Here is a 23,240-nt window from a genome sequence, read left to right as displayed (position 1 = left end):
ATGGCGCGAACCCCGCGTTTCACGTGTTCTCTTTGATGTCCTGTAGCCTGTCGAGCAGCTCGTCGTTCGAGGCGTCGAACTCGTACTCCACGTCGCCGTCGTGTGTGTTCTCCGCTGTGTTGACGCCGTCGTCGTCCTCGAGGTCGGCGTCTAGCTCCTGGTTCTCTTGTTCTGATTCGTCGTAGCTCCCGAACCCCATACGAGTAAACGTTATACACTGATCGTGAAAAATCATACGCCCACCGGGGAGTAACCGGCAATTAACTGATCGAACATCGAGTAACGGCGATCAAACGGGACGTATTCGGACCGATTCCGGCTCCCGCGGACGTTAGTCAAAATCCGGGACCGATAACTGGACGGCCGTGTGTCTGGTTATCGTGGCACTGGCGGGGGTGTCCGACCTCACGGATCGTCGTCTCTCGGGGGTCTCGACCGCTCTGAATCCGTATCGTCGTTCGACTACGGCGACTTCGATCGTTGTTGTAGTTCGGGAGACAGGTCGACCGCGGTGCGGGCGGCCGTGAGCGACCGGCGGGCGGTCGAGCGTGTCAGCGTGGTATCTCGTGCGGGCGGGTGTGGTAGAGCGAGCGCGGGCGGGTGTTGGATGGGGTGCACGCGAGGGTTCTCAGGTCGGATCGGGCGGGCGCGTCGTCGGGCGGCGGAACGACTCTCCGGGACCGGTAGTCCAGACGAGACAGACGAATGACGGGACGCCCCGAGGTTGAATACGGAGGACTCGGAAGGGGGCGCCATGACAGACGTGGAAATCACAGACGTACAGGCGACACAGGTCGACGCGGACTGGACGTGGACGTTCGTCCGGATCTACACCGACGCGGGCGTCACCGGCACCGGCGAGTGCTACTGGGGCCCGGGCGTGGGGGACATCGTCGAGGACTCGGCGGAGTGGCTGGAGGGCGAGGACCCCCGCGACATCGAGCCGTTGGTCCACAAGCTCTACGAGATCCACTCGGCGACGGGGTCGCTGGCGGGCGCGACCGTCAGCGCCATCTCCGGGATCGACATCGCGCTGCACGACCTGGCGGGCAAACTGGAGGACCAGCCCGCCTACCGACTGCTGGGCGGCGCCTACCGCGACGAGGCGCGGATCTACGTCGACTGTCACGCCGGCGCGCACCTGGGCGGCGCCTTCGAGGGCGCGAAACAGGACGAGCACGACCGGGACATCTACGCGCCCGAGAGCTACGCCGAGGCCGCCGAGCTGGTCGTCGACGAGGGCCACGACGCCATCAAGTTCGACCTCGACGCGAGCAAGCGCTACGAGAAGGACCGCCACAACCGCCACCTCAACGCCGAGGCCATCGACTACAAGGCGTCGGTCGTCGAGGCGGTGACCGAGCGGGTCGGCCACGACGCCGACGTGGCCTTCGACTGCCACTGGAACTACGCGGGCGACAGCGCCCGTCGACTCGCCGCCGCCGTCGAGGACTACGACGTGTGGTGGCTCGAAGACGTGGTGCCCCCGGAGAACCTGAAGGTCCAGCGCGAGGTCACGCAGGCCACCGACACGACCATCTGCGCCGGCGAGAACGTCTTCCGCACCCACGGCGTTCGTGACATGGTCGAACGGCAGGGCATCGACGTACTTCAGCCGGACATGCCGAAGTTCGGCGGCATGCGCGAGACGGTCAAGGCCGCCAACCTCGCCGACGACTACTACACCCCGCTGGCGCTGCACAACGTCTCCTCGCCGCTGGGGACGAAAGCGGGCGCCCACGTCGGCGTCTCCGTCTCGAACTTCCTCGCCCTGGAGTGGCACGGCCGCGACGACCCCGACTGGGACACCTTCGTCGAGGAGGACGTGATCGAAGGCGGTTCCGTCCCGGTCTCCGACGAACCCGGCCTCGGCGTCACCCTCGACCTGGACGTCGTCGAGGAACACATGAAAGACGGCGAGACCCTCCTCGATCCGGCTCCCTGAGCCGGATCGAGCCGGCGAATCTCCGATTCGACACGCTGGACCCCGCGTGAGACCGGGTACTGGGGACTGACACCGCCTGACCGCTAGCCGACCGGTCACGTTGGTCGAATGACTTTTCCTTCCGGTAGTCGTAGCGACCGCGTATGGACCGAACACTCCTGCATCGACTGCTCGCGGTCGCGCTGGGGGTCGCGACGGGCGGGGGTCTGTGGTGGTTCGGCGCGAATCCCGGTATCGCCGGGGCCGCCGGCGTCAGCGTGCTCGTCCTCGGACTCGTGATGGGTCGCGTCGTCCGCCAGCACCCCGAATTCACCGCCTCGAGCGGGAGCTGGCAGGACAGTAAGTGGACCGCAGTCGGTCAGTTCTTCGTGATCGTCGTCGCGTTCCAGGCCGTCTTCTCGGCGGCCGTCCCTCTGCCCGACCAGATCGGTCTGCACGTCGTCGTCCTCGCCACCTACATGGTCGGCTACTTCGTCGGCGGCCTCGACGCGCTGGAAGGCGGGTCGAGCGACGACGAGCGACGGTCGGTCGACGCAGTCGAACCGGCCGACGACTGAGCGACGACTACCCCCCGTCCATCGACCGGTACTGGTCGCGCAGCCCCTTCAGATACCCCACCGCGAACAGCCGGCCCTTGTCGTGGTAGCCCGGCGACGCGTTGTCCTCGCCGGCCATCGTCGGGCAGTGGTCCGGCCGCAGCGGCCCGTCGAAGCCAATCTCCTCGTAGGCGCGGATCGCCGCGGCCATGTCGGTCGGCCCCTCGTCGTGCCACACCTCAGTGAAATCGTCGCTCGTCCCCTCGACGTCCCGGAAGTGCGCGAAGTGGATCCGGTCGTCGAACTCGCGGATGGCCGCGGGCACGTCGGCGCCCATCGCGGCGAAGTTGCCCTGACAGAGCGTGATGCCGTTGTACTCCGAGTCGTGCAGATCCATCACGCGCCGGTAGGCCTCCGGGCTGGTGATAATGCGTTCGACCCCCCGAACGGGAGAGTGCGGTGGGTCGTCGGGGTGTAGAGCGAGTTTGACGCCCGCCTCCTCGGCGACGGGGACGACCTCGTCGAGGAAGTACTCCAGGTTCGCCCACAGCTGTTCGGCGCTGGCGCCCTGCAGTTCCGGTCCCCGATCCATCTGCTCGTGGTCGTAGCGAGTGACGAGCGAGTCGCCGCGGCCGCGGACCGACCGCGACGTGCGGAGGACCTTCAGCGGCGCCATCCAGACGTAACACCACACGTCGATGCCGACCCGGCCCATGTTCCGCAGGAGCGTCTTGACCGTCTCGATCTGCTCGTCGCGCCCGTCGCGACCGAGGATGGCGTCGTCCAGCGGCGGCCGGTCCTCGATGACCGCGAGGTCGAGCCCAGCGTCGGCAAAGCGGTTCGACAGTTCGAGCAGCGCCTCGAAGTCCCAGGGGTCGCCGTCGGCGCCGCGCGGGAGCCCCGAGACCGCTTTCGAGAGCCCCATCTGCTTCGCCAACTCCCACCGCTCGGTGGGCTCGGTGGACATGAAGACGGTGTAATCCATACCCCCAGCCTGCGACCGGCGGGGCAAAACCGTTCGGTTGGTCGCGGTTCGCTCCGGTTCCGGGGGCGCGAGTGGCACGTCGGCGGCTCGCCCGGGTCAGACCGCGTCCTCGGAGACGCGGTCGGCGAGGTAGATGTCGGCGTCGGGGTTCTGGTCGGCGTCCTGGACGATGTCGCCGCGGTCGCCGGCCTCGGCCAACGCCTCCCGCGCGGTCGGGCGGCTGACCCTGCCCACGAGTTCCAGCGCCTGCAGGACCGCGGGTTTGGGCACGCCTTCGCCGGGCCCGCCCAGCGCCAGGTCGTCGAGGTACTCGGGCTGTTCGTCCTGGACGAACCGAACGTACTCGGCCACGTCGGTCGACCCGCCGAGTTCCTCGTGCCACGACTCGGGGAACAGGCTGATCCGGTGGTCGTCGACGGCGTCGCCGATCTCGTAGTAGTGACCGCCTGCCCAGCGGTCGGCGTCGGTGGTGTGTTCGTCCACGTCGGCGAGAAACGCCTCGGCGTCGAAGGCGTAGTCGTCGCGGGCCGCCAGTTCCTCCGCGTACGCCTCGATCGTCTCGGGCTCGACGCCGGCGCCGTCGTGGTGGCGCTCGATCAGCGCGACCAGGTCGCGCCCGCCCATCGACTCCCCCTCGCGGACCGCCTCCTCGACGGCCGCCTGGTTCGGTTCGGACACGTGACCCGTTCGGCCCTCGTGCGAATAAGTCGCCGGCCGGCGATGGAATGGCGGGCGTGTCCTCGTCGGCGTCGGGAACCAGGCCGAACGCCGGACGAGGCGACTAAGTGCGAGCGAGCGCGAGAGGGAGCAATGCGAAACGCGCTGGTCGTCGCCGACGACCTGACGGGGGCGATGGACACCGGCCACGGCTTCGCCGGGCGCGGCCGGGGCGTCCGCGTCCGCCGGTCGGTCGACGGCGGTCGCGCGGACAGCGACGCCGGCACCGACGCGGACGTACTCGTCGTCGACACCGACAGCCGCGACGCCGACAACGAGGCGGCCGCGGCGGCGGTCGCCCGCGCGGTCGAAGCCTACCCCGCCGGTCTGGTGTACAAGAAGGTCGATTCGACGCTACGGGGCAACGTCGCCGCGGAAGTCGACGCGGCGCTGGCGGCGACCGGGGCGGCTCTGGCCGTCGTCGCGCCGGCGTTCCCGGCGACCGGCCGGACCACCGAAGGCGGGCGCCACCTCGTCGACGGGACGCCGCTGGCCGAAGCGGGCTACGGCGTCGCCGAGTCCGACCTCCGCGAGTACGTCGCCGGCTCGGAGTACCCCGTCGCACACCTCGACGGCGACACCGTCGACGCGGGGCCGGCGGCCGTCGGGGAGTTCCTCGCCGACCGCGCCGCGGCCGAGCGGCCGCCGCTCGTCGTCTGTGACGCCCGGACCGACGACCACCTCGAAGCGATCGCGGCGGGCGCGGCGTCGCTGGACGCGACCCCCCTCTACGTCGGGAGCGGGGGTCTCGCGGCACAGGTGGCGCTGGCCGGCGAGCCGCCGGGTTCCTCACCGGACGTGTCGTCCGACCCGCGACGGTCGGGCGTCCTCGCCGTCGTCGGGAGCGTCAACGAGCGGACGCTCGCGCAACTGGACGCGGTCGACGACGAGGCGGTCGTCGCGCTCGACCCCGCGGCGGCCGTCGGCGACCCGGAATCGGCGGGCCGCGCGGCGGCCGAATCGCTCTCCGCGCTGCTGGACTGGCGGGAGCGAGCGGTCGTCACGGCCGCGAGGAGTCGCGAGGACGTGGCCGCGGCCGAGCGGGCGGCCGCGGACCTCGCCGAGGATGCGACGGCCGCCGATCGGATCGCGGCCGACCGGGTCGCCGCGGCGCTCGCGGCGGCCGCGCGGGCGACCGTCGAGGCCTCACCGCCGGCGGGGCTCGTCCTCACGGGCGGTGACACCGCGGAGGCGGTTCTGGACGCGCTCGACGTCGCGGAGATCGCGCTCACCGGCGAGTCGGTCGCCGCGGGCGTCCCCGAGGGGCGGATCGCGACCGGGCCCGCGGCGGGGACGCGGGTGGTCACGAAGGCCGGCGGCTTCGGAGGCGAAAGGGTCATCCTCAACTGTCTGGACACGCTGGGTCGGTAGCATGGAGCGACCGACTGTCGCCGTGACGATGGGCGACCCCGCGGGCGTCGGCGCCGAAGTGATCGTCGGCGCGTACCCGGCCATCTGTGACGCCGCGGCGCCGCTCGTCGTCGGTGACGCCGACGTGTTGCGCGCGGCCGTCGCGGTCTGCGAGAGCGACCTGACCGTCACCGCCGTCGACTCGCCGAGCGCGGCAGACGCCGACCCCACGAGGATCCCGGTGCTGGATCTCGACAACGTGGACGCCGACGCCCTGACCTACGGCGAGGTCCGCGAGGACTACGGCGCCGCGAGCCTGGAATACGTCGAGCGGGCCATCGAGTTGGCGACCGACGGGGCCGTCGACGCCATCGCGACCGCGCCGATCAACAAGCAGGCGACCCGCTGTGCCGGCAGCACCTACGCCGGCCACACGGGGATGCTCGCCGACTACACCGACACCGACGAGTACGCGATGATGCTCGTGGAGGGGATCGAGGACACCGCCGACGGCGCCGCCGCGGACCTGATCGTCACCCACGTCAGCACGCACGTCCCGCTGACAGAGGCGTGCAACAGGGTCTCGCGCGGCCGCGTCCGGACGACGATCGACGTGACTCACGAGGGACTGCGCGACCTGGGCATCGACGACCCGACCATCGCCGTCGCGGGGTTGAACCCCCACGCCAGCGACGGCGGCATCCTCGGCGTCGCCGAGGGCAGCGAGATCGAACCGGCGGTCGACCACGCCCGCGCGGACGGACTGGACGTACACGGTCCGGAATCGCCCGATACGGTCTTCGCCCAGGCCGCCGGCGGCGCCTACGACTGCGTCGTCGCGATGTACCACGACCAGGGCCACATCCCGATCAAGATGCTCGGGTTCGCCAGCGACGACGCCGTCTCCGGCGTCAACGTCACCGTCGGCCTGCCGATCGTCCGCACGAGCGTCGACCACGGCACCGCCTTCGACATCGCCGGCGAGGGGTGCGCCAGCGAGGCCAGCATGGTCGACGCCGTCGAAGTCGCGGCGCGCATCGCCCGCAATCGCGCGCGACGCGGGGACGGCGACGGAGCCGAAGCCGCCGACCTCCCGGACGCCGGGAGCGGCTGATGGACATCGAGTTCCCCGACGCCGCCGCGCTGGCCGACTGCAACGACTACACCGTCGACGACCTGCCCGAGTTCGCCGTCGCGCGCCGCGAGCGCGACCCCGAGACGGTCGGCGACGTACCGGCGGCGGCCCGGGCGGCTGTCGACGCGATCGAGGGATTCGACGACCTCGATCCCGGGTCGTCGGTGGCGATCACCGCCGGGAGCCGCGGGATCGAGGATATGCCCGCGGTCCTCGCCGCGGCGGTCGACCGGCTGGCCGAGCGTGGGTTCGCACCCTTCGTACTCCCGGCGATGGGGAGCCACGGCGGCGCGACCGCCGACGGGCAACGGGAGACGCTCGCGGCGCTGGGGATCACCGAGGAGACGCTCGGCTGTCCGATCCGCTCGTCGATGGCCGTCGAGGCGGTCGGCGAGGACGACCTCGGACGGCCGGTCTACGCCGCCGTGGACGCGCTGGAGGCCGACGCCGTCCTGCTCGCCAATCGCGTCAAACCGCACACCGATTTCCGCGGCGACGTGGAGAGCGGCCTGGCGAAGATGGCCGTGATCGGCCTCGGCAAGCATCGCGGGGCCGAATCGCTACACAACGCCGCCATCGCCACGGACTTCGCCGACGTGATCGCCGACCGCTACGAGGTCCTGCGTCGGGAGACACCGATCGCCGGCGGGATCGCGCTCGTCGAGAACGCTCACCACCGCGCCGCCCGGATCGAGGGGATCGACGCGGCCGACGTGCGCGACCGCGAGCCCGAACTGCTCGACCGGGCCCGCGAGCACCTCGCGACGCTCCCCGTCGACGATCTGGATCTCCTCGTCGTCGACGAGACGGGCAAGGACAAGTCGGGCACCGGGATGGACACGAACGTCCTCGGCCGCTACGACTTCCACGGCGAGGCCGAGCCGGACTCGCCGTCGATAACCCGCGTCTACGCCCGCTCGCTGACGGCACCGTCCCACGGTAGTGCGGTCGGCGTGGGGCTCGCGGACTTCGTCCACCGGGACCTCGTGGCCGATATCGACTTCGCGGACACCTACGTCAACATCGCCACCAGCGGCGAGCCGCGGCGGGCGAAACTGCCGTTCGTCGTCCCCGACGACGCGACCGCGCTCCTGCTGTCGTGTTCGACGACGGGCGTCGCCGACCCCGGCGAGTTGCGGATCGCACGGATCCCGAGCACGATGGACCCGGACTCGCTGGTCGTCTCCGAACCGGTCGCCGACGAGTTGCGCGAGCGCCCGGACGTGACCGTCGGCCCGCTCGCGCCGCTGTCGCTCGACGGCGGCGCGTTCGCTCCCGACCCGTACTGACGGCGACCCGGGCGGACCGTTCGACTGGGTCGCCGGCAGACATACGTGCCTGGCGACGTATCACCGTGCTGTGAGTACTGACTCGCCGGGCGGGGCGAACGTCGAGGGCGAGACGCCCGTGATCGAGGAGACGGTCGAGACCGACGAGGCGACGTTCACGGACGACGCCGAACTGGAGCGGACGCTCGGCCTGACCGGCGGGCTCGCCATCGGTATCGGGACGATGATCGGCGCGGGTATCTTCGTCTTCCCCGGACTGGCGGCGGGCGAGGCCGGGCCGGCCGCGGCGGGGTCGTTCGCCATCGGCGCTGTCGTCGCCCTGCTGGTCGCGCTCCCGACCTCCGAACTCGCGACGGCGATGCCGAAAAGCGGCGGCGGCTACTACTTCATCTCGCGCGGACTGGGGACGCTCGCGGGGACGGTCGTCGGCCTCTCGCTGTGGTTCGGGCTCGTGTTCGCGACGGCGTTCTACCTCGTCGGCTTCGGCTACTACGCCGTCGACACGCTCGCCGAAATCGGCGTCACGGTCGGCGAGGGACTCGTCATCCCCGTCGCCCTGCTGTTCGGTGCCGGCTTCACCGTCCTGAACGTCACCGGGACCGAGAACGCCGCCAAACTCCAGAACGGCGTGGTGGCGCTGCTGCTGTCGATCCTCTCCGTGTTCCTGCTGTACGGCAGTCTCGACGCGGTGGGGCTGGTCGGCGCGGCCAGCGCCCCCGAGCGGTTCATGCCGTTCGGCCCGGTGCCGGTCCTGACGACCGCCGCGCTCGTGTTCACCTCGTATCTCGGCTTCGCCCAGGTCGCGACGGTCGCCGGCGAGATGGAACAGCCGGGGCGGAACCTGCCGCTGGCGATGGTCGGGTCGGTAGTGATCGTCGGCGTCATGTACGTGGTGACGGTGTTCGTCGCGACCAGCGCGATCCCGAGCGGGGAACTGGCCGACCTCGGCGAGACGGCGATGGTCGACGTGGGACGGTACTACCTCGGCGGTGCGGGCGCGCTCGCGATCGTCTTCGGCGGCCTGCTGGCGACGATGTCCAGCGCCAACGCGTCGGTCCTGAGCACCTCGCGGGCCATCTACGCCGTCTCGCGGGACGCCATCCTCCCGCGGTGGGCCAGCCGCATCAACCTCAGATACGGGACGCCCCACGTCGCGCTCGGCCTGGCCGGCGGGCCGGTGCTCGTGCTCGTCGCCACCGGACAGGTTCAGGTTCTCGCGGAGGTCGCCTCGTTCCTGCATCTGGTGCTGTACGGGCTGATGTGTATCGCGCTGATCGCGTTGCGACGGGACGAACCGGAGTGGTACGACCCGGACTTCCGGACGCCCGGCTACCCCGTCGTCCCGATACTGGGCGCGCTGTCGAGTTTCGCGCTCATCCTGTTCATGCAGCGGCTCTCGCAGACCATCGGGATCGCGGTCATGCTGGCGACTGCAGGCTGGTACTTCTATTACGCTCGCGACGTAACACTCAGAGGGAAACTATGACCCGCGTGCTCGTGCCGCTGGCGATACTCGAGGGAGCGAGCGTCTCCGCGGGGCTGCTCGACCTGCTCGAGACCGTCGACGTGACGGTGCTGGGCTACCACGTCCTCCCGGAGCAGACGCCGCCCGACCAGGCGCGCCTTCAGTACGAGGACCGGGCCAACGAGGCGCTCGACGACGTGACCGAGGAGTTCGCGGCGACCGGAGGCGCGGCCGACCACCGCCTCGTGTTCACCCACGACCGCCGCAAGTCGATCGACCGGGTCGCCGCGGAGCTGGAGGCCGACGCGTTCGCGATCACCGGCGCGACCGGCCCCGTCGAACGGCTGCTCGTCCCGGTCACGGGCGAGGTCGCCGTCGACCGCATCACCGACTTCGTCGCTACGCTCGTCGGTGGCCGTGCCATCGAGGTGACGCTGTTCCTGGCGACCGGGTCGGCCGAGGGCGCGGGCGACGAGGGGCGGGCGCGACTCGACGACGCCGCGGCCGCCCTGACCGACGCGGGCGTCGCGGTCGAGACGCGCACCGCGACCGGCAACCCCTTCGACGCGCTCGTCGACGCGGCGACCGGTCACGACGCCGTCGTGATGGGCGAGCAGGCGCCGTCGCTCAGCACGCTCCTGTTCGGCGAGGAGAGCGAACGGATCGCCGCGGAGACCGTCGGACCGGTGATCGTCGTCCGTCGGCCAAGCGAGGCCGACCCCGACCCGGCCTGAGCGCTCCGTTCAGAGCTTTTCGGAGCGTTTCGCCTGTTTCGCGCGCCGGTCGAGCTGTGCGAAGCGGTTCTCGGCGGCGGCCGCGAGGTCGGGCGGCAGGCCCTCGCGAGCCGCTTCGAACCGGTCGGTCGCCCGTTCGAGCCGCATCGCGACGGCGTCGATCCGCGCGTCGGCGCCCTCGCCGTTCCCGGACTCGGCCTGTTCGGCCGCTCGACGGGCGCCTTCGGCGATGGCTTCGAGGACCTGGACGAGCCCGCGCAGCGAGTTGCCCGGAGCGTCGCTGTCGTTCCCACCGCCCCCGTTTCCGTCACCCGACGGTTCGTCACCTCCGTCCCGGCCGTCGAGTTCGGCGGCCACCTCGTCTCGCGTCTCCTCGGCGACGGTCGCGACGTAGCGGGCGAGCGACGCCGTCCCGGTCTCCGGGCGGTCGACGGGCACTCGCGCCTCGTCGCCGGGGTCGACGCGAACGGCGCCGATCGCGTCGTCGGCGTCTCGCACTTCCGTCGTGTAGGCGCCGTCGCGGTGGACGTAGACGGCGTCGGGACCCGACAGCGGCGCGTCGTAGAGCCGACCCGCGAAGTCGTCCTCGACCGCGAGAGCGGTCAGTTCGGCCTCGCTGTCGGTCGGGTCGACGGCGAGTTTCGTCGCGTCCTCGCGGGCGACCAGCGGGACCGAACCGTCGGCGCCCGCCAGCGTCACGCCCGGCGGGGCGGCCGCGTCGGCCCCGGTGGCCGCGGCCGCGTCGTCAGTCCCGGCGGGTTCGGCGGTCGCGTCCGTCCCCGTGGCCGCCTCGCCGACGGCGACCGTCTCGCTGTGGGGCGCGAGGCCGGCGCCGTTGACGGTGAGGCGGTGGTCGCCGGCGGGCAGATCGCTCACGGCGGCGAGGCCACCGAACGTCGGGACAGCGACGGCGTCGCTCTCGACCAGCGCGACCGCTTCGACCCGGGACTCCTGGGTGGTCACGCCTTTCCCGTCGGGGGCATCGGGCTCAGGCACCGCCTCGACGGCGCGCGCGAGCAGCGTGTTGACCGGCGCGGGGTCGCCGACGGCGTCGTAACGGTCGGCCAGCGCCCGCCGGTGAGCCGGGTCGGAGATGTCGCTGGCGGGGTTCTCGTATCGGGGCTGCTCCCAGGGCGCGCTCGGCGCCGTGAGGTGGCTGGCGACGGCGTCCTCGACGGCCGTCGGGATCGCGAACTCGAAGCTGAGTTGCGGCCCTGTGAACTCGTCGACGTGTTCGAGGTCGGCGGTCGGCACGAGGTCGTAGGTCACGTCCGCGTCGGCGGCGGGGCCGGTGGCCTCGGCGCCGGATCCGAACACGAGCCCGGTCGAGCGCTCGGGCACCTCGCCGGGCGGCGCCGACAGCGCGTCGTACGAGCGGATCGTGTGCTCCGGGGGGAGAAGGTCCGAGCGCTCGACGGCGGGGAGCCGATCGTGTTCGTAGATCGGCGCGCCGTCGAGTTCGGGGACGACGAACGGGAGTCGGCCGCCCTCATCGCGCGGGAGGCCGTACGCCAGCGGGAGCTCGGCCACGTCCTCGATCCCCTCGATAGCGCTGTTGGTGATGTCGGCGGCCAGGTCCGCAACCGACAGGCGCTGGAACTCGTCGACGGCGTCGTTGACCGACAGCGCGCTGGAGTGCGAACCCAGCTCCGAGAGCACCGTCGGCCGCCGGTCGGGGTCGAGGTACTCGTTGTTCGGCACCGACCGCGAGTGGGAGCTGGCGACGTAGAGCACGGGCTCGTCGGCGCCGTCGGCGGGCGTCCCGTCCCCCTCGGCGGTGTCGACGTAGACGTGCAACACCTCCCAGTCGTGCCAGTGGAAGTTCGTCGTGAACTGGTCGAACGCGGCGTAGAACCAGTACTGGACGACCGCAAGCGGGGAGTCCTCGTAGGTGACGGCGTTGTAGAACACCGCGGGGTCGGGCGGGGCCTCGGGGTCGAACCGCTCGGTGTAGCCGTCGAGCGCGGCGAAGCCGTCGACGACCGTCTCGCCGTCGCGCTCGCGCTCGTACGGGCGGGGGTCGGTCGGGAACCACCGCTCGGCGGCGTCGAAGTACAGCGTCGGCGCGAACCGCTCGGCCAGTTCGCGAGCGCGGGCGGCCGGGACGGCGGTGGTGGTCGCGTCGGCGCCGCGCTCGAAGGCGCTACAGCCGGCCAGCGCGGTCGCGCTCGCGCCGGCGACCGCTCCCAGGACCGTCCGACGGTCCACGACCGGCCCGTCCGGTCGCGCCGGTCCGTCGTCGGTCACCGTCTCACCGACGGACCGACGTGGTCTGTCGGTGGTCCTCGTCTCACCGCCCGGCTGGTCGGTCCCCCCGGCGCGTCCGAGAATCGCATTGCCGGATGTTCGGGTGTCGGCGGAAATGTCTTGTGACGCGTCCGGAGACCTGTCGGCCGCCCGCGACGACCGCCAGACCGCCGCCCCGCGGCGCGAACGTTTATTCGCCGGCCGACACAACGTGTCGCGCATGACCGAGTCGCGCGCCGAGAGCGGGGCGTCCACCGTCGACGAGGGACCGTCTGCCGCCGACGGGAACGGTCCCGGTCCAGACGACTCGCCCGTCGCCGACGGGAGGACCTAGCGTGGCGACCGTCGGCTTCTGGGCGCTGGTGGTACTCGCGACGGTCGTGAGCCTCGGCACCGCCTGGGCGCTGGGCGCCAACAGTAACTCCCCGCCCTTTGCCCCCGCTATCGGCGCCAACGCCATCTCGACGATGCGCGCCGCCTTCCTCATCGGCATCCTCGCCGCCGCCGGCGCGCTCACGCAGGGGGGATCCATCTCCGAGACCGTCGGCGCCGGCCTCATCGACGGCGTCGCGATCACCTCGCTCGCCGCCACTGCCGGCCTGCTCACCGCGACGGCGTTCATGGCCTTCGGCGTCTATTCGGGCTACCCCGTCCCCGCCGCCTTCGCGACGACGGGCGCGATGGTCGGCGTCGGCCTCTCGCTCGGCGGGGATCCGGCCGTCGCGACCTACCAGCGGATCGCCCTCTTCTGGGTGCTCGTCCCGCCGGTCTCGGGCGGCCTCGCGTATCTGACCGCGACGATCCTCCGGCGCGACGACATCCCCGAGACCGTCGGCGTGCCGGTGCTCGCGGCGCTCGTCGGCGCTATCGTCGCCAACGTCGAGTTGAGTATCATCCCGTCGGGCCCCGACGCCACGCAGAACTCGCTGGCCGGTCTCGGCGCGGACCTCGTGGGGCTGTCGCCCGTCGCCGGGGTCGAACCGACGGTCGCCGTCGTGACGGTCGCGTTCGCCGCGCTGAGCTTCCAGTTCATCCGTCTGCGAACCCAGCAGTCCGTGGACAAAGGGATCCGCACGTTCCTCGTCGTCCTCGGCAGCGTCGTCGCCTTCTCCAGCGGCGGCAGCCAGGTCGGGCTGGCCACGGGGCCGCTCGAAAACCTCTACAGCGCCGAGCTGGGACTCCCGGGCATCGTCCTGCTTGCCATCGGTGCCGTCGGTATCCTCGGCGGCGCCTGGATGGGTGCGCCGCGACTCCTTCAGGCCACCTCCCGGGAGTACGCCTCGCTGGGCATCCGCCGGTCGATCGCCGCGCTGGTGCCGGGGTTCGTCATCGCCCAGCTGGCCATCGCGCTCGGGATCCCCATCTCGTTCAACAACATCATCATCTCCGGCGTCATCGGCGGCGGACTGGCGGGCGGCTCGGCCGGCGTCTCCCGTCGGAAGATCGGCGTGACGCTGGCCTTCTGGGTCATCACTCTCGTCTCCTCGATCGCCGTCGGGTTCGGCCTCTACCGGGTGTTCGAGACCGTCCTCGGCGGGTGACGCGGAGGCGGACCTGCAGTCGCTCGCGGCGCCCTCGACGACTGGTCGGTGTCGGTCCTACAGATGGTGACGCCCCCGCCGAACGACCCCGCAACAACACTTAGGGCGGCGGCGGACGCCCGTCGGGTATGCCCGGGGCCGACCGGCCGAACGTCCTCTGGATCGCGATGGAAGACACGACGCCGCGGCTGGGGTGCTACGGCGACGACCTGGCGCGAACCCCCGAGATCGACGGTCTCGCGGCCGACGGACGGCGCTACCCGAACGCCTTCTCGACCGCGCCGGTCTGCGCTCCCAGTCGCTCCGCGGTGATGACCGGCTGCCACCAGAACGCCGTCGGCACCCACCACATGCGGACGACTCACACCAGCGACGACGCCCCGGAACTCCCGACGCCCTACGAGGCCGTTCCGCCCCACTACGTCACCGCCGTCCCCGAACTGTTCCGGCGGGCAGGCTACTACTGCACGCTCGACTCGAAGGCCGACTACCAGTTCGGCACTCCCGTCACGATGTGGGACCACCACGGGTCGGGCGCGGACTGGCGTGACGACGCCCGCGAGGGCGACCAGCCCTTCTTCGCGATAGTCACCAACGGCGTCACCCACGAGAGCGGCCAGTGGGACCCCACCGAGCCCGGGACCGACGACCAGTTCGGGGGGGCCGTCGCCGATCCCGACACCGACCCCGACGCTGTCGAGGTGCCGCCCTATCTCCCCGACACGGAGACGACCAGGCTCGCCATCGCCCGCCAGTACGACAACGTCGCGCGCTCGGACGCGTGGGTCGGCGACGTGCTCGACCGCCTGGAGGCGGACGGGCTGGCCGAGGACACCATCGTCGTCCTGTGGAGCGACCACGGGGAGGGGCTCCCTCGAAGCAAGCGCTGGCCCTACGACGGGGGGATCCACGTCCCCCTGATCGTCCGCTGGCCCGGGGAGGTCGACGGCGGCGAGGTCGACGACCGCCTCGTCAGCATGATGGACCTCGGTCCGACGATGCTGGCCGCCTGCGGGCTCGACGTGCCGCAGTACGTGGGGGGCCGGCAGTTCCTCGGACCGGGCGCCGACGAGCGCGAATACGTCTTCGCTTCTAGGGACCGCTACGACGAGTCCTACGACATGGTCCGGGCGGTCCGCGACCACCGGTTCAAGTACATCAGGCACTACCGGCCGGGCACCCCGTATCGCCAGTGGATCCCCTTCCGCAATCGCCACCCCGTCATGCGCGAGATCCTGGAACGGGCCCGCGAGGGGCGACTCGAGGGCTCCGAACGGTGGTTCGACGCCGATCGACCGGCCGAGGAGCTGTACGACCTCCGCGAGGACCCCTGGGAGGTCGACAACCTCGCCGACGACCCGGAATACGCCGACACGCTGGACCGGATGCGCGGCGCGCTGGACGACTGGCGCGAGCGGGTCGGCGACGCCGGCGACACCGCCGAGGCCGAGATGGTCCGCGACCGCTACGGCGGGACGGACCAGCCCGAGACCGCGGCGCCGCGGTTCGTGATCAATAGCCCGAACCACGACGAGCGGACGGCCCGGACGAGCGGGCTGGACCTGGAAGGCCCGGCCACGCTGTCGCTGTACTGCGCGACTCAGGGGGCGTCGATGGCCTACGCCGTCGCCGACGACCTCGTCGAGAGCGACGGGACCGAGCCGCAGTGGGTGCTCTACACCGGTCCCGTCGACCTGCCGGCGGGCGAAACCACGGTGCGCGCGAAGGCCGTCCGCTACGGCTTCGCCGAGAGCGACGAGCAGGTCGGGACGTTCTCCGTCTCGGAGTGAGGCGTCAGAAGAGCTATCGGGCTGGACGGACAACCACACGTTGATCGACCGAACAGCATGACCGAGGACACGGACAGGCCGACCGCGGACGGCCGCGCGGGCGAGACGGAGACCGTCGGCGACCTCGTCGAGAAGATCCGGTCGCTGGACGACGACGGCGAGCGCAGCCAGGGGATCCTCCTCGACCAGCTCTCGGAGGTCGAGGACCGGCTGCTCGCGTTCGGCCGCGCGCTCGGCGGCGACCCCGACACCGTCGCGGACCTGCCCTTTACCGAGGAGGCGGGCACCGACCGCATGCCCGAACCGCTGTACGTCCGCCACGACACCGAGATGCTCAACCAGGTGACCGGGTGGCTCCTCCAAGAGCAGCACATCGGTCTCGTCAGCCACTACGGCACCGGTAAGACCGCCTTCCGCGAGATCGTCCGGCGGGACCTGGGCGAACACGACGACTTCGTCGTCGCCGTCCTCGACAACCCCCGCGAGACCACGCCCCGCAAACTGTACGCCACGATCCAGACGACCGCGGAGGCCGCCGGCTACGAGGTCGAGGACCGCGACTACTGGCAGACCCGCGACGGCGTCCCCTGGGCCACCGAGGACGCCAAAGAGGCCGCCCGCGAACTCGTCGAGGACGTGCGCGCCGACGGCAAGACCCTCCTCCTCGTCGTCGACGAGATCGAGGTCCTCCCCGCCGATATCCTCTCGACGCTGCAAGTGGCGGGGGACATGGGCGTTCGCCTGTTCCTGATGGGCACCCCCGAGGGCAAGGAACGCGTCGCCGACCTCCGGGGAACGCTCGACTCGCGGCTGCGCTACTACGAGGGGATCGAGCCGTTCGGCCCCGAGGACATCGCCGAGTACGTCGCCCGCTCCTTTGCCTACTTCCGCGGCGAACCCTACGAGGACCAGCCCGTCGAGCTGTTCACCGAAGCCGCGATCCGCGACGTCCACGAGCGCAGCGAGGGCATCCCTCGCGAGGTCCGCATCGAGTGCCGGGAACTGTTCACGCGGGCCGCGTTCGTCTGGTACCGCACCGGCCAGGAGATCGACCGCATCCAGATCACCCCCGAACTCCGGCATCGGCGCTTCGGGATGGGTCGATGAATCTCACAGTCTGCCGGTAGCGCGTCGTCGTATCCGTTTCGTGCCCGACCGATGACCGCACGGTGACCGCTAGCCCGGAGTGAACGAACTCGAACAGCGCGAAAGCCCCGACGCGTTCGACTCGGGCGCCTCGCTGTCGTTCGAGAGAGCTTCGCTCTCTCGTGATGACGAAAGACGCCATCGGCGTCTTTCGAACCACGCTCCTCGGGCTTCGCCCTGCGGTGTCTGAGGGCTACGGCCTCAGATTAGCGGGACCTTCGGTCCCGCGTCACTTGCTTCGTCGGCCTTCGCCGAACGCGTCGCCCCTTTCACGCTGTTCGCGGTTCCGGTCACGAAAGCGGTAGCGGTACGGGGACCCCTCTCAACAAAATCGATTCCTACGACGGGTGTTCGTGTTTGATGCGCTCGGCGTGGACGCTGGGGATCTCGCTGAGACACTCCCGGCACTTCCAGGTCGGGTACACCTCCCCCTGCTCTTTGGCGAGGTCCTGCTTGTATCGGATCGTCGCGCCGCACTGGCAGGTGTAGGCCATAGTCGAGCGGACGCGACGAAGGCGAATAAGTCGCCCGGCGACCCCGCCCATCGCGGACCAGTCAGCCCACCAGAATCTACAGGGGTCTGGCGGTCCCACGTCCGGGTATGACCGCCACCGACGCGAGCCTGCTCGATCTGTCTTCCGCGGCGTCGACGCGCCACACCGTCAACGGCGTCGACCTGCACGTCGTCACGGCCGGCGACCCCTCGAACCCGATGGTCGTCTTGCTGCACGGGTTCCCCGACTTCTGGTACGGCTGGCGCCACCAGATCCCCGCGCTGGTCGACGCCGGCTTCTACGTCGTCGTCCCGGACCAGCGCGGCTACAACCTCAGCGAGAAGCCCCGCGAACTCGACGCCTACCGGATGCGGGAACTCTCCGGCGATATCGCCGCGCTGATCGACGCCGAGAACCGGGACGACGCCCACGTGGTCGGCCACGACTGGGGCGCGGCGGTCGCGTGGGACCTGGCGCTTCGCCACCCCGAGACCGTCGACCACCTCGGGATCGTCAACGTCCCGCACCCGTCGGTGATGCGCCGGACGCTGAAGTCCAGCCCCCGCCAGCTCGCCCGGAGCTGGTACATGTTCGCGTTCCAGTTGCCGGTCGTGCCCGAGGCGTTCCTCGGGCGCGGCGACGCCCGGGGCGTCCTCGACGTGCTGGAGGGCAGCGCCAACCCCGGCGCGTTCACCGACGACGAACTCGCCCACTACCGCGACGCCTGGCGCCGCCAGGGGGCGATCCGCGGCGCCGTCAACTGGTACCGCGCCCTCCTGCGCCGCCGCGACGACGCGCCCCGCGAGACCGTCGAGGCGCCGACCCTCGTCGTCTGGGGCGACGAGGACGTGGCGCTCCTCCCCCAGATGGCAACCGAGAGCGTCGGCTACTGCACCGACGGCCGCCTCGAACGGATCCCCTGGGCCTCCCACTGGGTCCACGACGAGGAACCCGAGCGAGTCAACGACGCGCTGGTGGGACATCTGAAGGACGGCGCCGGGGAGTGACCGCCGTCCGTTCGCCGCTCAGTTCAGTGCGAGGAACCGGTAGTTCAACACCGCGGCGAAGGTGACCCAGGCGAGATACGGCACGAGCAACAGCGCCGCCCGGCGGTCGACGCGGTCGAAGGCCCAGATGGTCACGACCACGGCGGGCCACAGCGCGACGATGACGACCAGGCCGGCGAGCAGGTTCGCCGCGGCGAAAAAGGCGGGCGTCCACGCGACGTTGAGGACCATCTGGCCGGCGAACGCCGCCAGCGCGACCCGACGTGGGGTCCAGCCGTCGCGCCCCGCTCCGACCGGGTCGCTCTCACCGGCTAGCCACACGAGCGCGAGGGCGACGCCAATCAGGGTAAAGAGGAGCGTCCAGACGACGCCGAACAGCCACGACGGCGGGTAGATCGTCGGTTTGGCGAGCGCCTGAAACCACGGCGACCCCGGCCCGGACAGCACCGCCGGCGCCGCGCCGACGAGGTTGACGAGCAGGACCCCCGCGACTATCGTCAGCACGCGCTCGCGTCCCCAGCCCCCGGATCCGATCGTCCGTGTCTCGGCCATACGACCGGTACGTCCCGGACGGGCAAATGTGATCCGCCCGAGTCGTCCCAAACCCCGCTCTCGGCCGGCTCACTCCCGGTTTCGGGTCTCAATCGCCATATAAATGCACCTTTGATACGCGTTCACATACTCTCTTCGGGCGTCCAGCGAAGTCAACGGCACCACTCACCGGTACTTTTATATAGAATCGCAAACAACCTCTCTCTTGACTATGGCTCAGCAGATGGGTAACCAGCCCCTCATCATCATGTCCGAGGACTCTCAGCGCACCTCGGGCAAGGACGCACAGTCCATGAACATCACGGCCGGGAAGGCCGTTGCCGAGTCCGTACGGACGACACTCGGCCCGAAGGGGATGGACAAGATGCTCGTCGACGACTCCGGTGGGGTCGTCGTCACCAACGACGGCGTCACCATCCTCGAGGAGATGGACATCGAGCACCCCGCGGCCAACATGATCGTCGAAGTCGCCCAGACCCAGGAGGACGAGGTCGGCGACGGGACGACGACCGCGGTCGTCATCTCCGGTGAGCTGCTGGGCAAGGCCGAGGACCTCCTCGACCAGGACATCCACGCCACCATCCTCGCGCAGGGCTACCGCCAGGCCGCCGAGAAGGCCAAGGAGGCCCTCGAGGACATCGCCATCGACGTCGACGCCGACGACACGGAGATTCTGGAGTCCATCGCCGCCACCGCCATGACCGGCAAGGGCGCCGAGAACGCCAAGGACACCCTCTCCTCGCTCGTCGTCAACGCCGTCCAGGCCGTCGCAGACGAGGATGGCGTCGACACCGACAACATCCAGCTCGAGACCGTCGTCGGCGGCTCCATCGAGGAGTCCGAGCTCGTCGAGGGCGTCATCATCGACAAGGAGCGCGTCCACGAGAACATGCCCTACGCCGTCGAGGACGCCAACGTCGCGCTCCTCGATACCGCCATCGAGGTGCCCGAGACGGAACTGGACACCGAGGTCAACGTCACCGACCCCGACCAGCTCCAGCAGTTCCTCGACCAGGAGGAACAGCAGCTCGAGGAGTACGTCGACAAGCTCGACGACGCGGGCGCCGACGTCGTCATTGCCCAGAAGGGCATCGACGACATGGCCCAGCACTACCTCGCCCAGCGCGGCATCCTCGCGGTCCGCCGCGCGAAGAAGTCCGCCATGAAGGCCCTGTCGCGAGCCACCGGCGGCCGCATCGTCTCCAACATCGACGACATCACCGAGGACGACCTCGGCTTCGCGGGCTCGGTCGCTCAGAAGGACGTCGCCGGCGACGAGCGCATCTTCGTCGAGGACGTCGAGGACGCCAAGGCGGTCACGATGATCCTCCGCGGCGGCACCGAGCACGTCGCCGACGAGGTCGAGCGCGCCATCGAGGACTCGCTGGGCGTCGTGAGCGTGACCCTCGAAGACGGGCAGGTCCTCCCGGGCGGCGGTGCCCCGGAGGCCCACCTCGCCCTCGAACTGCGCGACTTCGCCGACTCCGTCGGCGGCCGCGAGCAGCTCGCCGTCGAGGCGTTCGCCGACGCCATCGACGTCGTCCCGCGCACCCTCGCCGAGAACGCCGGGCTCGACCCGATCGACTCGCTCGTCGACCTGCGCAGCCAGCACGACTCCGGTAACCACCAGGTCGGCCTCGACGCCTACACCGGCGACACCGTCGACATGGTCGAGGAGGGCGTCGTCGAGCCCCTCCGCGTCAAGACCCAGGCGGTCGAGTCCGCGACGGAGGCCGCGGTCATGATCCTCCGCATCGACGACGTGATCGCCGCGGGCGACCTGAAGGGCGGCGGCACGGACACCGGCGACGACGACGCCGGCGGCCCCGGCGGCCCCGGCGGCGCGCCCGGCGGTATGGGCGGCGGCATGGGCGGCATGGGCGGCGGCATGGGCGGCATGATGTAAAAGTCGGCCCCCGATAGCCAACCCACTTTCCGCCGATCGTCGTACCGCTTTCCGGCCGCTGCGATCCGCTCTCGGACCAGGCTTCCGCAGTTCGCGTTTCTTCCGTTTTCGACCGGCCAGCGACTGCGCGATCAGTGGCAGAAAGCCTATCACGCAGAGACAGTACGACCGAGTATGCGCGCCGCGTCGCTCTCGCTCGCCGACCGAGTCGCCGCGGTCGGGCTGGCAGTGCTCGCGGTCGGCGTCTATCTCCACTGGGGACAGGACCTCGTGGGGACGCTCGGAGCGCGACCGCCCTGGGACGTGAACGGATTCTATCCCGGTCGGGCGCTGGTGCTCGTGCCGCCGCTGAGCTACGGCCTCGTCCGCGCGAGCCGTTCCGTCCCGCGGATCGAGGTGGGGGTTCTGTGCGTCGCGGCGTTCCTCTGCGTCGTGTACCCACCGGTCAGGTTGCTGGAGGCACCGGGCGGATACACACCGTACTACGGGTTCTTCCTGACGACGCTGAGCGGTCTCGCGTTCGCGGTCGCGGCCACCGCGCGCTACGCGGAGGCGTTTGGGATCGACCCCCGGCCGAGAGGCCGATCGTCCGCGATCGACGGGTAGCCGTGAAACCGCCCCTATATCGTTCCGTCAATCGCCGCCGACCGCTTCGAGGTCGTTCCGGAACCCCTCGACGGCGTCGTAGCGCTTCATCTTCTCCCTGGCCATCGCCTTCCCGAGGACGCTGTCGAGTTCTTCGGGAACGGCCTCGTTGACCGCGCTCGGTGCGGGCGGGCGGCCGTCGATGACGCCCTCGCGGACCTCGCAGTAGCTGCCGGCGTAGGGCGGTCGGCCGGTGAAGAGGTAGTAACAGGTCGCGCCGAGGCCGTACACGTCGGTCGCGGCGTCGACGCGGCCGAAGTCTGTGTCGAAGTACTCCGGGGCGGCGAAGCGGGGGTCGAGGTAGTTCGCCGGCTGGAAGTACTCGCGGAAGGCGTGCATCAGGCCGACGTTGTCGAGCATCGGCCGCTCCAGCCCCGAGAGGGCGTCGCCACGGAAGACGACGCTCTTCGGATCGATGCCGGCGTGGACCGTGCCGTGGCGGTGGCAGTGAGCGACGGCGTCGGCCAGTTGCTCGGCCTGGGCGAGCGCCTCGTCGACCGGCGGCCGGTCGCGCTCGGCCAGCGAGTCGTCGACGGGCTGGGTCGCGACCCACGGGCGCGGGCGGTCGCCCCACTCGAAGAGGTCGACGACGCGCTCGCCGTCGGCCAGCGCTCGCCAGCGACTCAGCCGCTTCGTCAGGTCCGCGGCGAAATCGAGCCGGTCGCACTCGTCGGGGCGCTCGAACAGCCGCGTCGCGACGCCACGCTCCTCGTCGTCCTCGACGGCGCGACACCGGTAGCCCGTCGCGAACCGCGCCTCGCAGCCCTCGGCGACGGCCGAGAGCCGGTCGAACGAACTCAGGGCGCCGATCGCCGCGAACGTCTCCGGCGTCTCCGGCGCGTGGGTGCCGATGGTGGGCGTCCGCTCCGCGGCGCCGTCCGACTCCGTCGGCGCCGCCGGCTCGGTGGTCGTCGGCTCCGCGTCGGCGTCGTCGAACTCCGGGTGGGTCGGGTGAGTCTCGGGGACCGCTGCCGAACGGTCCGGCTCGTCGGGTCGGACCGGCCGTTCGGCCCCAGGTTCGACGGGTCGCTGGTGGACCCCGCCGCGCCGGCCGGAGGGGCGGACGACCTGTCGCCCGTCGCCCAGATCCGCGACGGCCGTTCCGCCGACGCCGCCGTCGGTCTCGACGCGTTCCCCGGAACTTCCGGCCCCAGCCCGCTCGCCCGAGCCGGTCGGTGTCCCGTGGGTCGTCCGGTCGTCGGTTCCGTCCGCCGCCGCTCGCCGTCCGCCGTCGGCGTCGAGCGCGCCCAGCGCCGCCGCGCTGTCGACCGCGTCGGCGACGCGCCCGGGGTAGCTCCCGCGCAGGTACGAAAGTACCTGTTCCACCTCGAACGGTTCCTCGCCGCCTCCGCGCTCGCTCCAGGTGGCGAGGCGCTTCGCGAGGTAGTCGACGGCGGCGGGCTGGTCGTCGGCCAGCGCACACAGCGTCCACGCGGCGCCGATCCGGACGGCGGTCGCGTCGTCGCCGAGGGCCGAGAGGAGCTCCGGGACGAGGCGGTCGCTCCCGCCGGCCGCCCGAGCGACCGCGCGAAGCGACTCGTCGGTGCCGGCGCCGTCGCCGACGACCAGCCCCGCGAGCACGTCCCGGACGTCCCGGTCGGCCGCGTCGCCGTCGACGGCGACCGGCCGCTCGGTCGAGCCCCGGCTGTCCATACCCGTGAGAAGGCCACTCACCCCACAAGAATACCCGTCAGACCCCCGTCAGACGGGCCGCTGACGGCCGTTTCGGACGCGGAAAATCGGCGGTGGGCCACGC

General features: G+C 70.9%; 20 protein-coding genes. 13 read left to right on the top strand and 7 right to left on the bottom strand.

Features of this window, described 5'->3' with window-relative positions; genetic code table 11:
- Positions 1-19: 19 nt before the first annotated feature.
- Positions 20-199 (bottom strand): DUF5786 family protein, encoded by a 180-nt coding sequence (locus C475_RS02760; protein ID WP_006882236.1) that lies wholly within the window; start codon positions 197-199, stop codon positions 20-22.
- 555 nt (positions 200-754) lie between these two features.
- Between C475_RS02760 and C475_RS02755 the strand changes: the two genes are divergently transcribed.
- Positions 755-1,945, top strand: coding sequence for a mandelate racemase/muconate lactonizing enzyme family protein (locus C475_RS02755; protein WP_006882235.1), 1,191 nt, complete (start codon positions 755-757; stop codon positions 1,943-1,945).
- A gap of 143 nt (positions 1,946-2,088) precedes the next feature.
- On the top strand, positions 2,089-2,502 hold the full coding sequence (locus C475_RS02750) for a hypothetical protein (protein WP_006882234.1): 414 nt from the start codon (positions 2,089-2,091) through the stop codon (positions 2,500-2,502).
- A gap of 7 nt (positions 2,503-2,509) precedes the next feature.
- Here the strand turns inward: C475_RS02750 and C475_RS02745 are convergent, their stop codons facing one another.
- Both C475_RS02745 and C475_RS02740 read right to left on the bottom strand, forming a co-directional pair.
- Positions 2,510-3,466 (bottom strand): mannonate dehydratase, encoded by a 957-nt coding sequence (locus C475_RS02745; RefSeq protein WP_006882233.1) that lies wholly within the window; start codon positions 3,464-3,466, stop codon positions 2,510-2,512.
- Positions 3,467-3,562: 96 nt separating this feature from the next.
- A complete protein-coding gene (locus C475_RS02740) occupies positions 3,563-4,144 on the bottom strand; it encodes a hypothetical protein (protein ID WP_006882232.1) in 582 nt (193 codons plus the stop codon).
- A 132-nt stretch (positions 4,145-4,276) separates the two neighbouring features.
- On the opposite strand from C475_RS02740, the gene C475_RS02735 reads away from it, so the two are divergent.
- The 5 genes from C475_RS02735 (at position 4,277) to C475_RS02715 (ending at position 10,156) form a co-directional block, all read left to right on the top strand.
- On the top strand, positions 4,277-5,554 hold the full coding sequence (locus tag C475_RS02735; RefSeq protein WP_006882231.1) for a four-carbon acid sugar kinase family protein: 1,278 nt from the start codon (positions 4,277-4,279) through the stop codon (positions 5,552-5,554).
- Between the two features lies 1 nt (position 5,555).
- Complete coding sequence (gene pdxA, locus C475_RS02730) at positions 5,556-6,647, top strand: 4-hydroxythreonine-4-phosphate dehydrogenase PdxA (RefSeq protein ID WP_006882230.1); 1,092 nt, start codon at positions 5,556-5,558, stop codon at positions 6,645-6,647.
- Positions 6,647-7,957, top strand: coding sequence for a hypothetical protein (locus C475_RS02725; protein ID WP_006882229.1), 1,311 nt, complete (start codon positions 6,647-6,649; stop codon positions 7,955-7,957). The genes pdxA and C475_RS02725 overlap by 1 nt, the downstream gene beginning before the upstream one ends.
- 70 nt (positions 7,958-8,027) lie before the next feature.
- On the top strand, positions 8,028-9,443 hold the full coding sequence (locus tag C475_RS02720; protein ID WP_006882228.1) for an APC family permease: 1,416 nt from the start codon (positions 8,028-8,030) through the stop codon (positions 9,441-9,443).
- Positions 9,440-10,156 carry a universal stress protein gene (locus tag C475_RS02715; RefSeq protein ID WP_006882227.1) on the top strand — a complete coding sequence of 239 codons (717 nt, stop codon included), beginning with the start codon at positions 9,440-9,442 and terminating at the stop codon, positions 10,154-10,156. Before C475_RS02720 ends, C475_RS02715 begins: the two co-directional genes overlap by 4 nt.
- A gap of 9 nt (positions 10,157-10,165) precedes the next feature.
- On the opposite strand, the gene C475_RS02710 is transcribed toward C475_RS02715, so the two are convergent.
- On the bottom strand, positions 10,166-12,403 hold the full coding sequence (locus C475_RS02710; protein ID WP_006882226.1) for a hypothetical protein: 2,238 nt from the start codon (positions 12,401-12,403) through the stop codon (positions 10,166-10,168).
- A gap of 335 nt (positions 12,404-12,738) precedes the next feature.
- Between C475_RS02710 and C475_RS02705 the strand changes: the two genes are divergently transcribed.
- The 3 genes from C475_RS02705 to C475_RS02695 all read left to right on the top strand — a co-directional run bounded on the left by C475_RS02705 (position 12,739) and on the right by C475_RS02695 (position 16,841).
- Positions 12,739-13,944, top strand: coding sequence for an inorganic phosphate transporter (locus C475_RS02705; RefSeq protein WP_006882224.1), 1,206 nt, complete (start codon positions 12,739-12,741; stop codon positions 13,942-13,944).
- A 128-nt stretch (positions 13,945-14,072) separates the two neighbouring features.
- Complete coding sequence (locus tag C475_RS02700) at positions 14,073-15,734, top strand: sulfatase family protein (protein WP_006882223.1); 1,662 nt, start codon at positions 14,073-14,075, stop codon at positions 15,732-15,734.
- A gap of 57 nt (positions 15,735-15,791) precedes the next feature.
- Positions 15,792-16,841 (top strand): ATP-binding protein, encoded by a 1,050-nt coding sequence (locus C475_RS02695; RefSeq protein ID WP_006882222.1) that lies wholly within the window; start codon positions 15,792-15,794, stop codon positions 16,839-16,841.
- 377 nt (positions 16,842-17,218) lie between these two features.
- Here C475_RS02695 and C475_RS24195 read toward each other — a convergent pair whose 3' ends face one another.
- Entirely contained in the window at positions 17,219-17,374 is a 156-nt protein-coding gene (locus C475_RS24195; protein WP_006882221.1) for a hypothetical protein, read from the bottom strand.
- Positions 17,375-17,481: 107 nt separating this feature from the next.
- Here C475_RS24195 and C475_RS02690 point away from each other — a divergent pair, with 107 nt between their 5' ends.
- On the top strand, positions 17,482-18,381 hold the full coding sequence (locus tag C475_RS02690) for an alpha/beta fold hydrolase (protein ID WP_006882220.1): 900 nt from the start codon (positions 17,482-17,484) through the stop codon (positions 18,379-18,381).
- A gap of 18 nt (positions 18,382-18,399) precedes the next feature.
- Here the strand turns inward: C475_RS02690 and C475_RS02685 are convergent, their stop codons facing one another.
- Complete coding sequence (locus tag C475_RS02685; RefSeq protein ID WP_006882219.1) at positions 18,400-18,933, bottom strand: TspO/MBR family protein; 534 nt, start codon at positions 18,931-18,933, stop codon at positions 18,400-18,402.
- Between the two features lie 223 nt (positions 18,934-19,156).
- Here C475_RS02685 and thsA point away from each other — a divergent pair, with 223 nt between their 5' ends.
- Together thsA and C475_RS02675 are read left to right on the top strand one after the other, a co-directional pair.
- The gene (gene thsA, locus C475_RS02680) at positions 19,157-20,839 is read left to right on the top strand and encodes a thermosome subunit alpha (protein ID WP_049929947.1); all 1,683 of its coding nucleotides are present in this window, start codon (positions 19,157-19,159) and stop codon (positions 20,837-20,839) included.
- Between the two features lie 174 nt (positions 20,840-21,013).
- The gene (locus C475_RS02675) at positions 21,014-21,445 is read left to right on the top strand and encodes a hypothetical protein (RefSeq protein WP_006882217.1); all 432 of its coding nucleotides are present in this window, start codon (positions 21,014-21,016) and stop codon (positions 21,443-21,445) included.
- A 27-nt stretch (positions 21,446-21,472) separates the two neighbouring features.
- On the opposite strand, the gene C475_RS02670 is transcribed toward C475_RS02675, so the two are convergent.
- A complete protein-coding gene (locus C475_RS02670; RefSeq protein ID WP_006882216.1) occupies positions 21,473-23,137 on the bottom strand; it encodes a serine/threonine protein kinase in 1,665 nt (554 codons plus the stop codon).
- Positions 23,138-23,240 lie beyond the last annotated feature (103 nt).

Origin of the sequence: Halosimplex carlsbadense 2-9-1, assembly GCF_000337455.1 — an archaeon.
In the GTDB taxonomy this organism is placed as follows: domain Archaea; phylum Halobacteriota; class Halobacteria; order Halobacteriales; family Haloarculaceae; genus Halosimplex; species Halosimplex carlsbadense.
Note: the sequence above shows the minus strand (reverse complement) of the source record. Positions and strands in the feature narration are given on the sequence as shown.

Bases quoted from the DNA above. Each gene is read 5' to 3' on its own strand.
- C475_RS02745 (WP_006882233.1), bottom strand. From the start codon at position 3,466: ATGGATTACACCGTCTTCATGTCCACCGAGCCCACCGAGCGGTGGGAG.
- C475_RS02675 (WP_006882217.1), top strand. From the start codon at position 21,014: ATGCGCGCCGCGTCGCTCTCGCTCGCCGACCGAGTCGCCGCGGTCGGG.
- C475_RS24195 (WP_006882221.1), bottom strand. From the start codon at position 17,374: ATGGCCTACACCTGCCAGTGCGGCGCGACGATCCGATACAAGCAGGAC.
- C475_RS02750 (WP_006882234.1), top strand. From the start codon at position 2,089: ATGGACCGAACACTCCTGCATCGACTGCTCGCGGTCGCGCTGGGGGTC.
- C475_RS02760 (WP_006882236.1), bottom strand. From the start codon at position 199: ATGGGGTTCGGGAGCTACGACGAATCAGAACAAGAGAACCAGGAGCTA.
- C475_RS02685 (WP_006882219.1), bottom strand. From the start codon at position 18,933: ATGGCCGAGACACGGACGATCGGATCCGGGGGCTGGGGACGCGAGCGC.
- pdxA (WP_006882230.1), top strand. From the start codon at position 5,556: ATGGAGCGACCGACTGTCGCCGTGACGATGGGCGACCCCGCGGGCGTC.
- C475_RS02735 (WP_006882231.1), top strand. From the start codon at position 4,277: ATGCGAAACGCGCTGGTCGTCGCCGACGACCTGACGGGGGCGATGGAC.
- C475_RS02715 (WP_006882227.1), top strand. From the start codon at position 9,440: ATGACCCGCGTGCTCGTGCCGCTGGCGATACTCGAGGGAGCGAGCGTC.
- C475_RS02755 (WP_006882235.1), top strand. From the start codon at position 755: ATGACAGACGTGGAAATCACAGACGTACAGGCGACACAGGTCGACGCG.
- C475_RS02690 (WP_006882220.1), top strand. From the start codon at position 17,482: ATGACCGCCACCGACGCGAGCCTGCTCGATCTGTCTTCCGCGGCGTCG.
- C475_RS02725 (WP_006882229.1), top strand. From the start codon at position 6,647: ATGGACATCGAGTTCCCCGACGCCGCCGCGCTGGCCGACTGCAACGAC.
- C475_RS02670 (WP_006882216.1), bottom strand. From the start codon at position 23,137: ATGGACAGCCGGGGCTCGACCGAGCGGCCGGTCGCCGTCGACGGCGAC.
- thsA (WP_049929947.1), top strand. From the start codon at position 19,157: ATGGGTAACCAGCCCCTCATCATCATGTCCGAGGACTCTCAGCGCACC.
- C475_RS02695 (WP_006882222.1), top strand. From the start codon at position 15,792: ATGACCGAGGACACGGACAGGCCGACCGCGGACGGCCGCGCGGGCGAG.
- C475_RS02700 (WP_006882223.1), top strand. From the start codon at position 14,073: ATGCCCGGGGCCGACCGGCCGAACGTCCTCTGGATCGCGATGGAAGAC.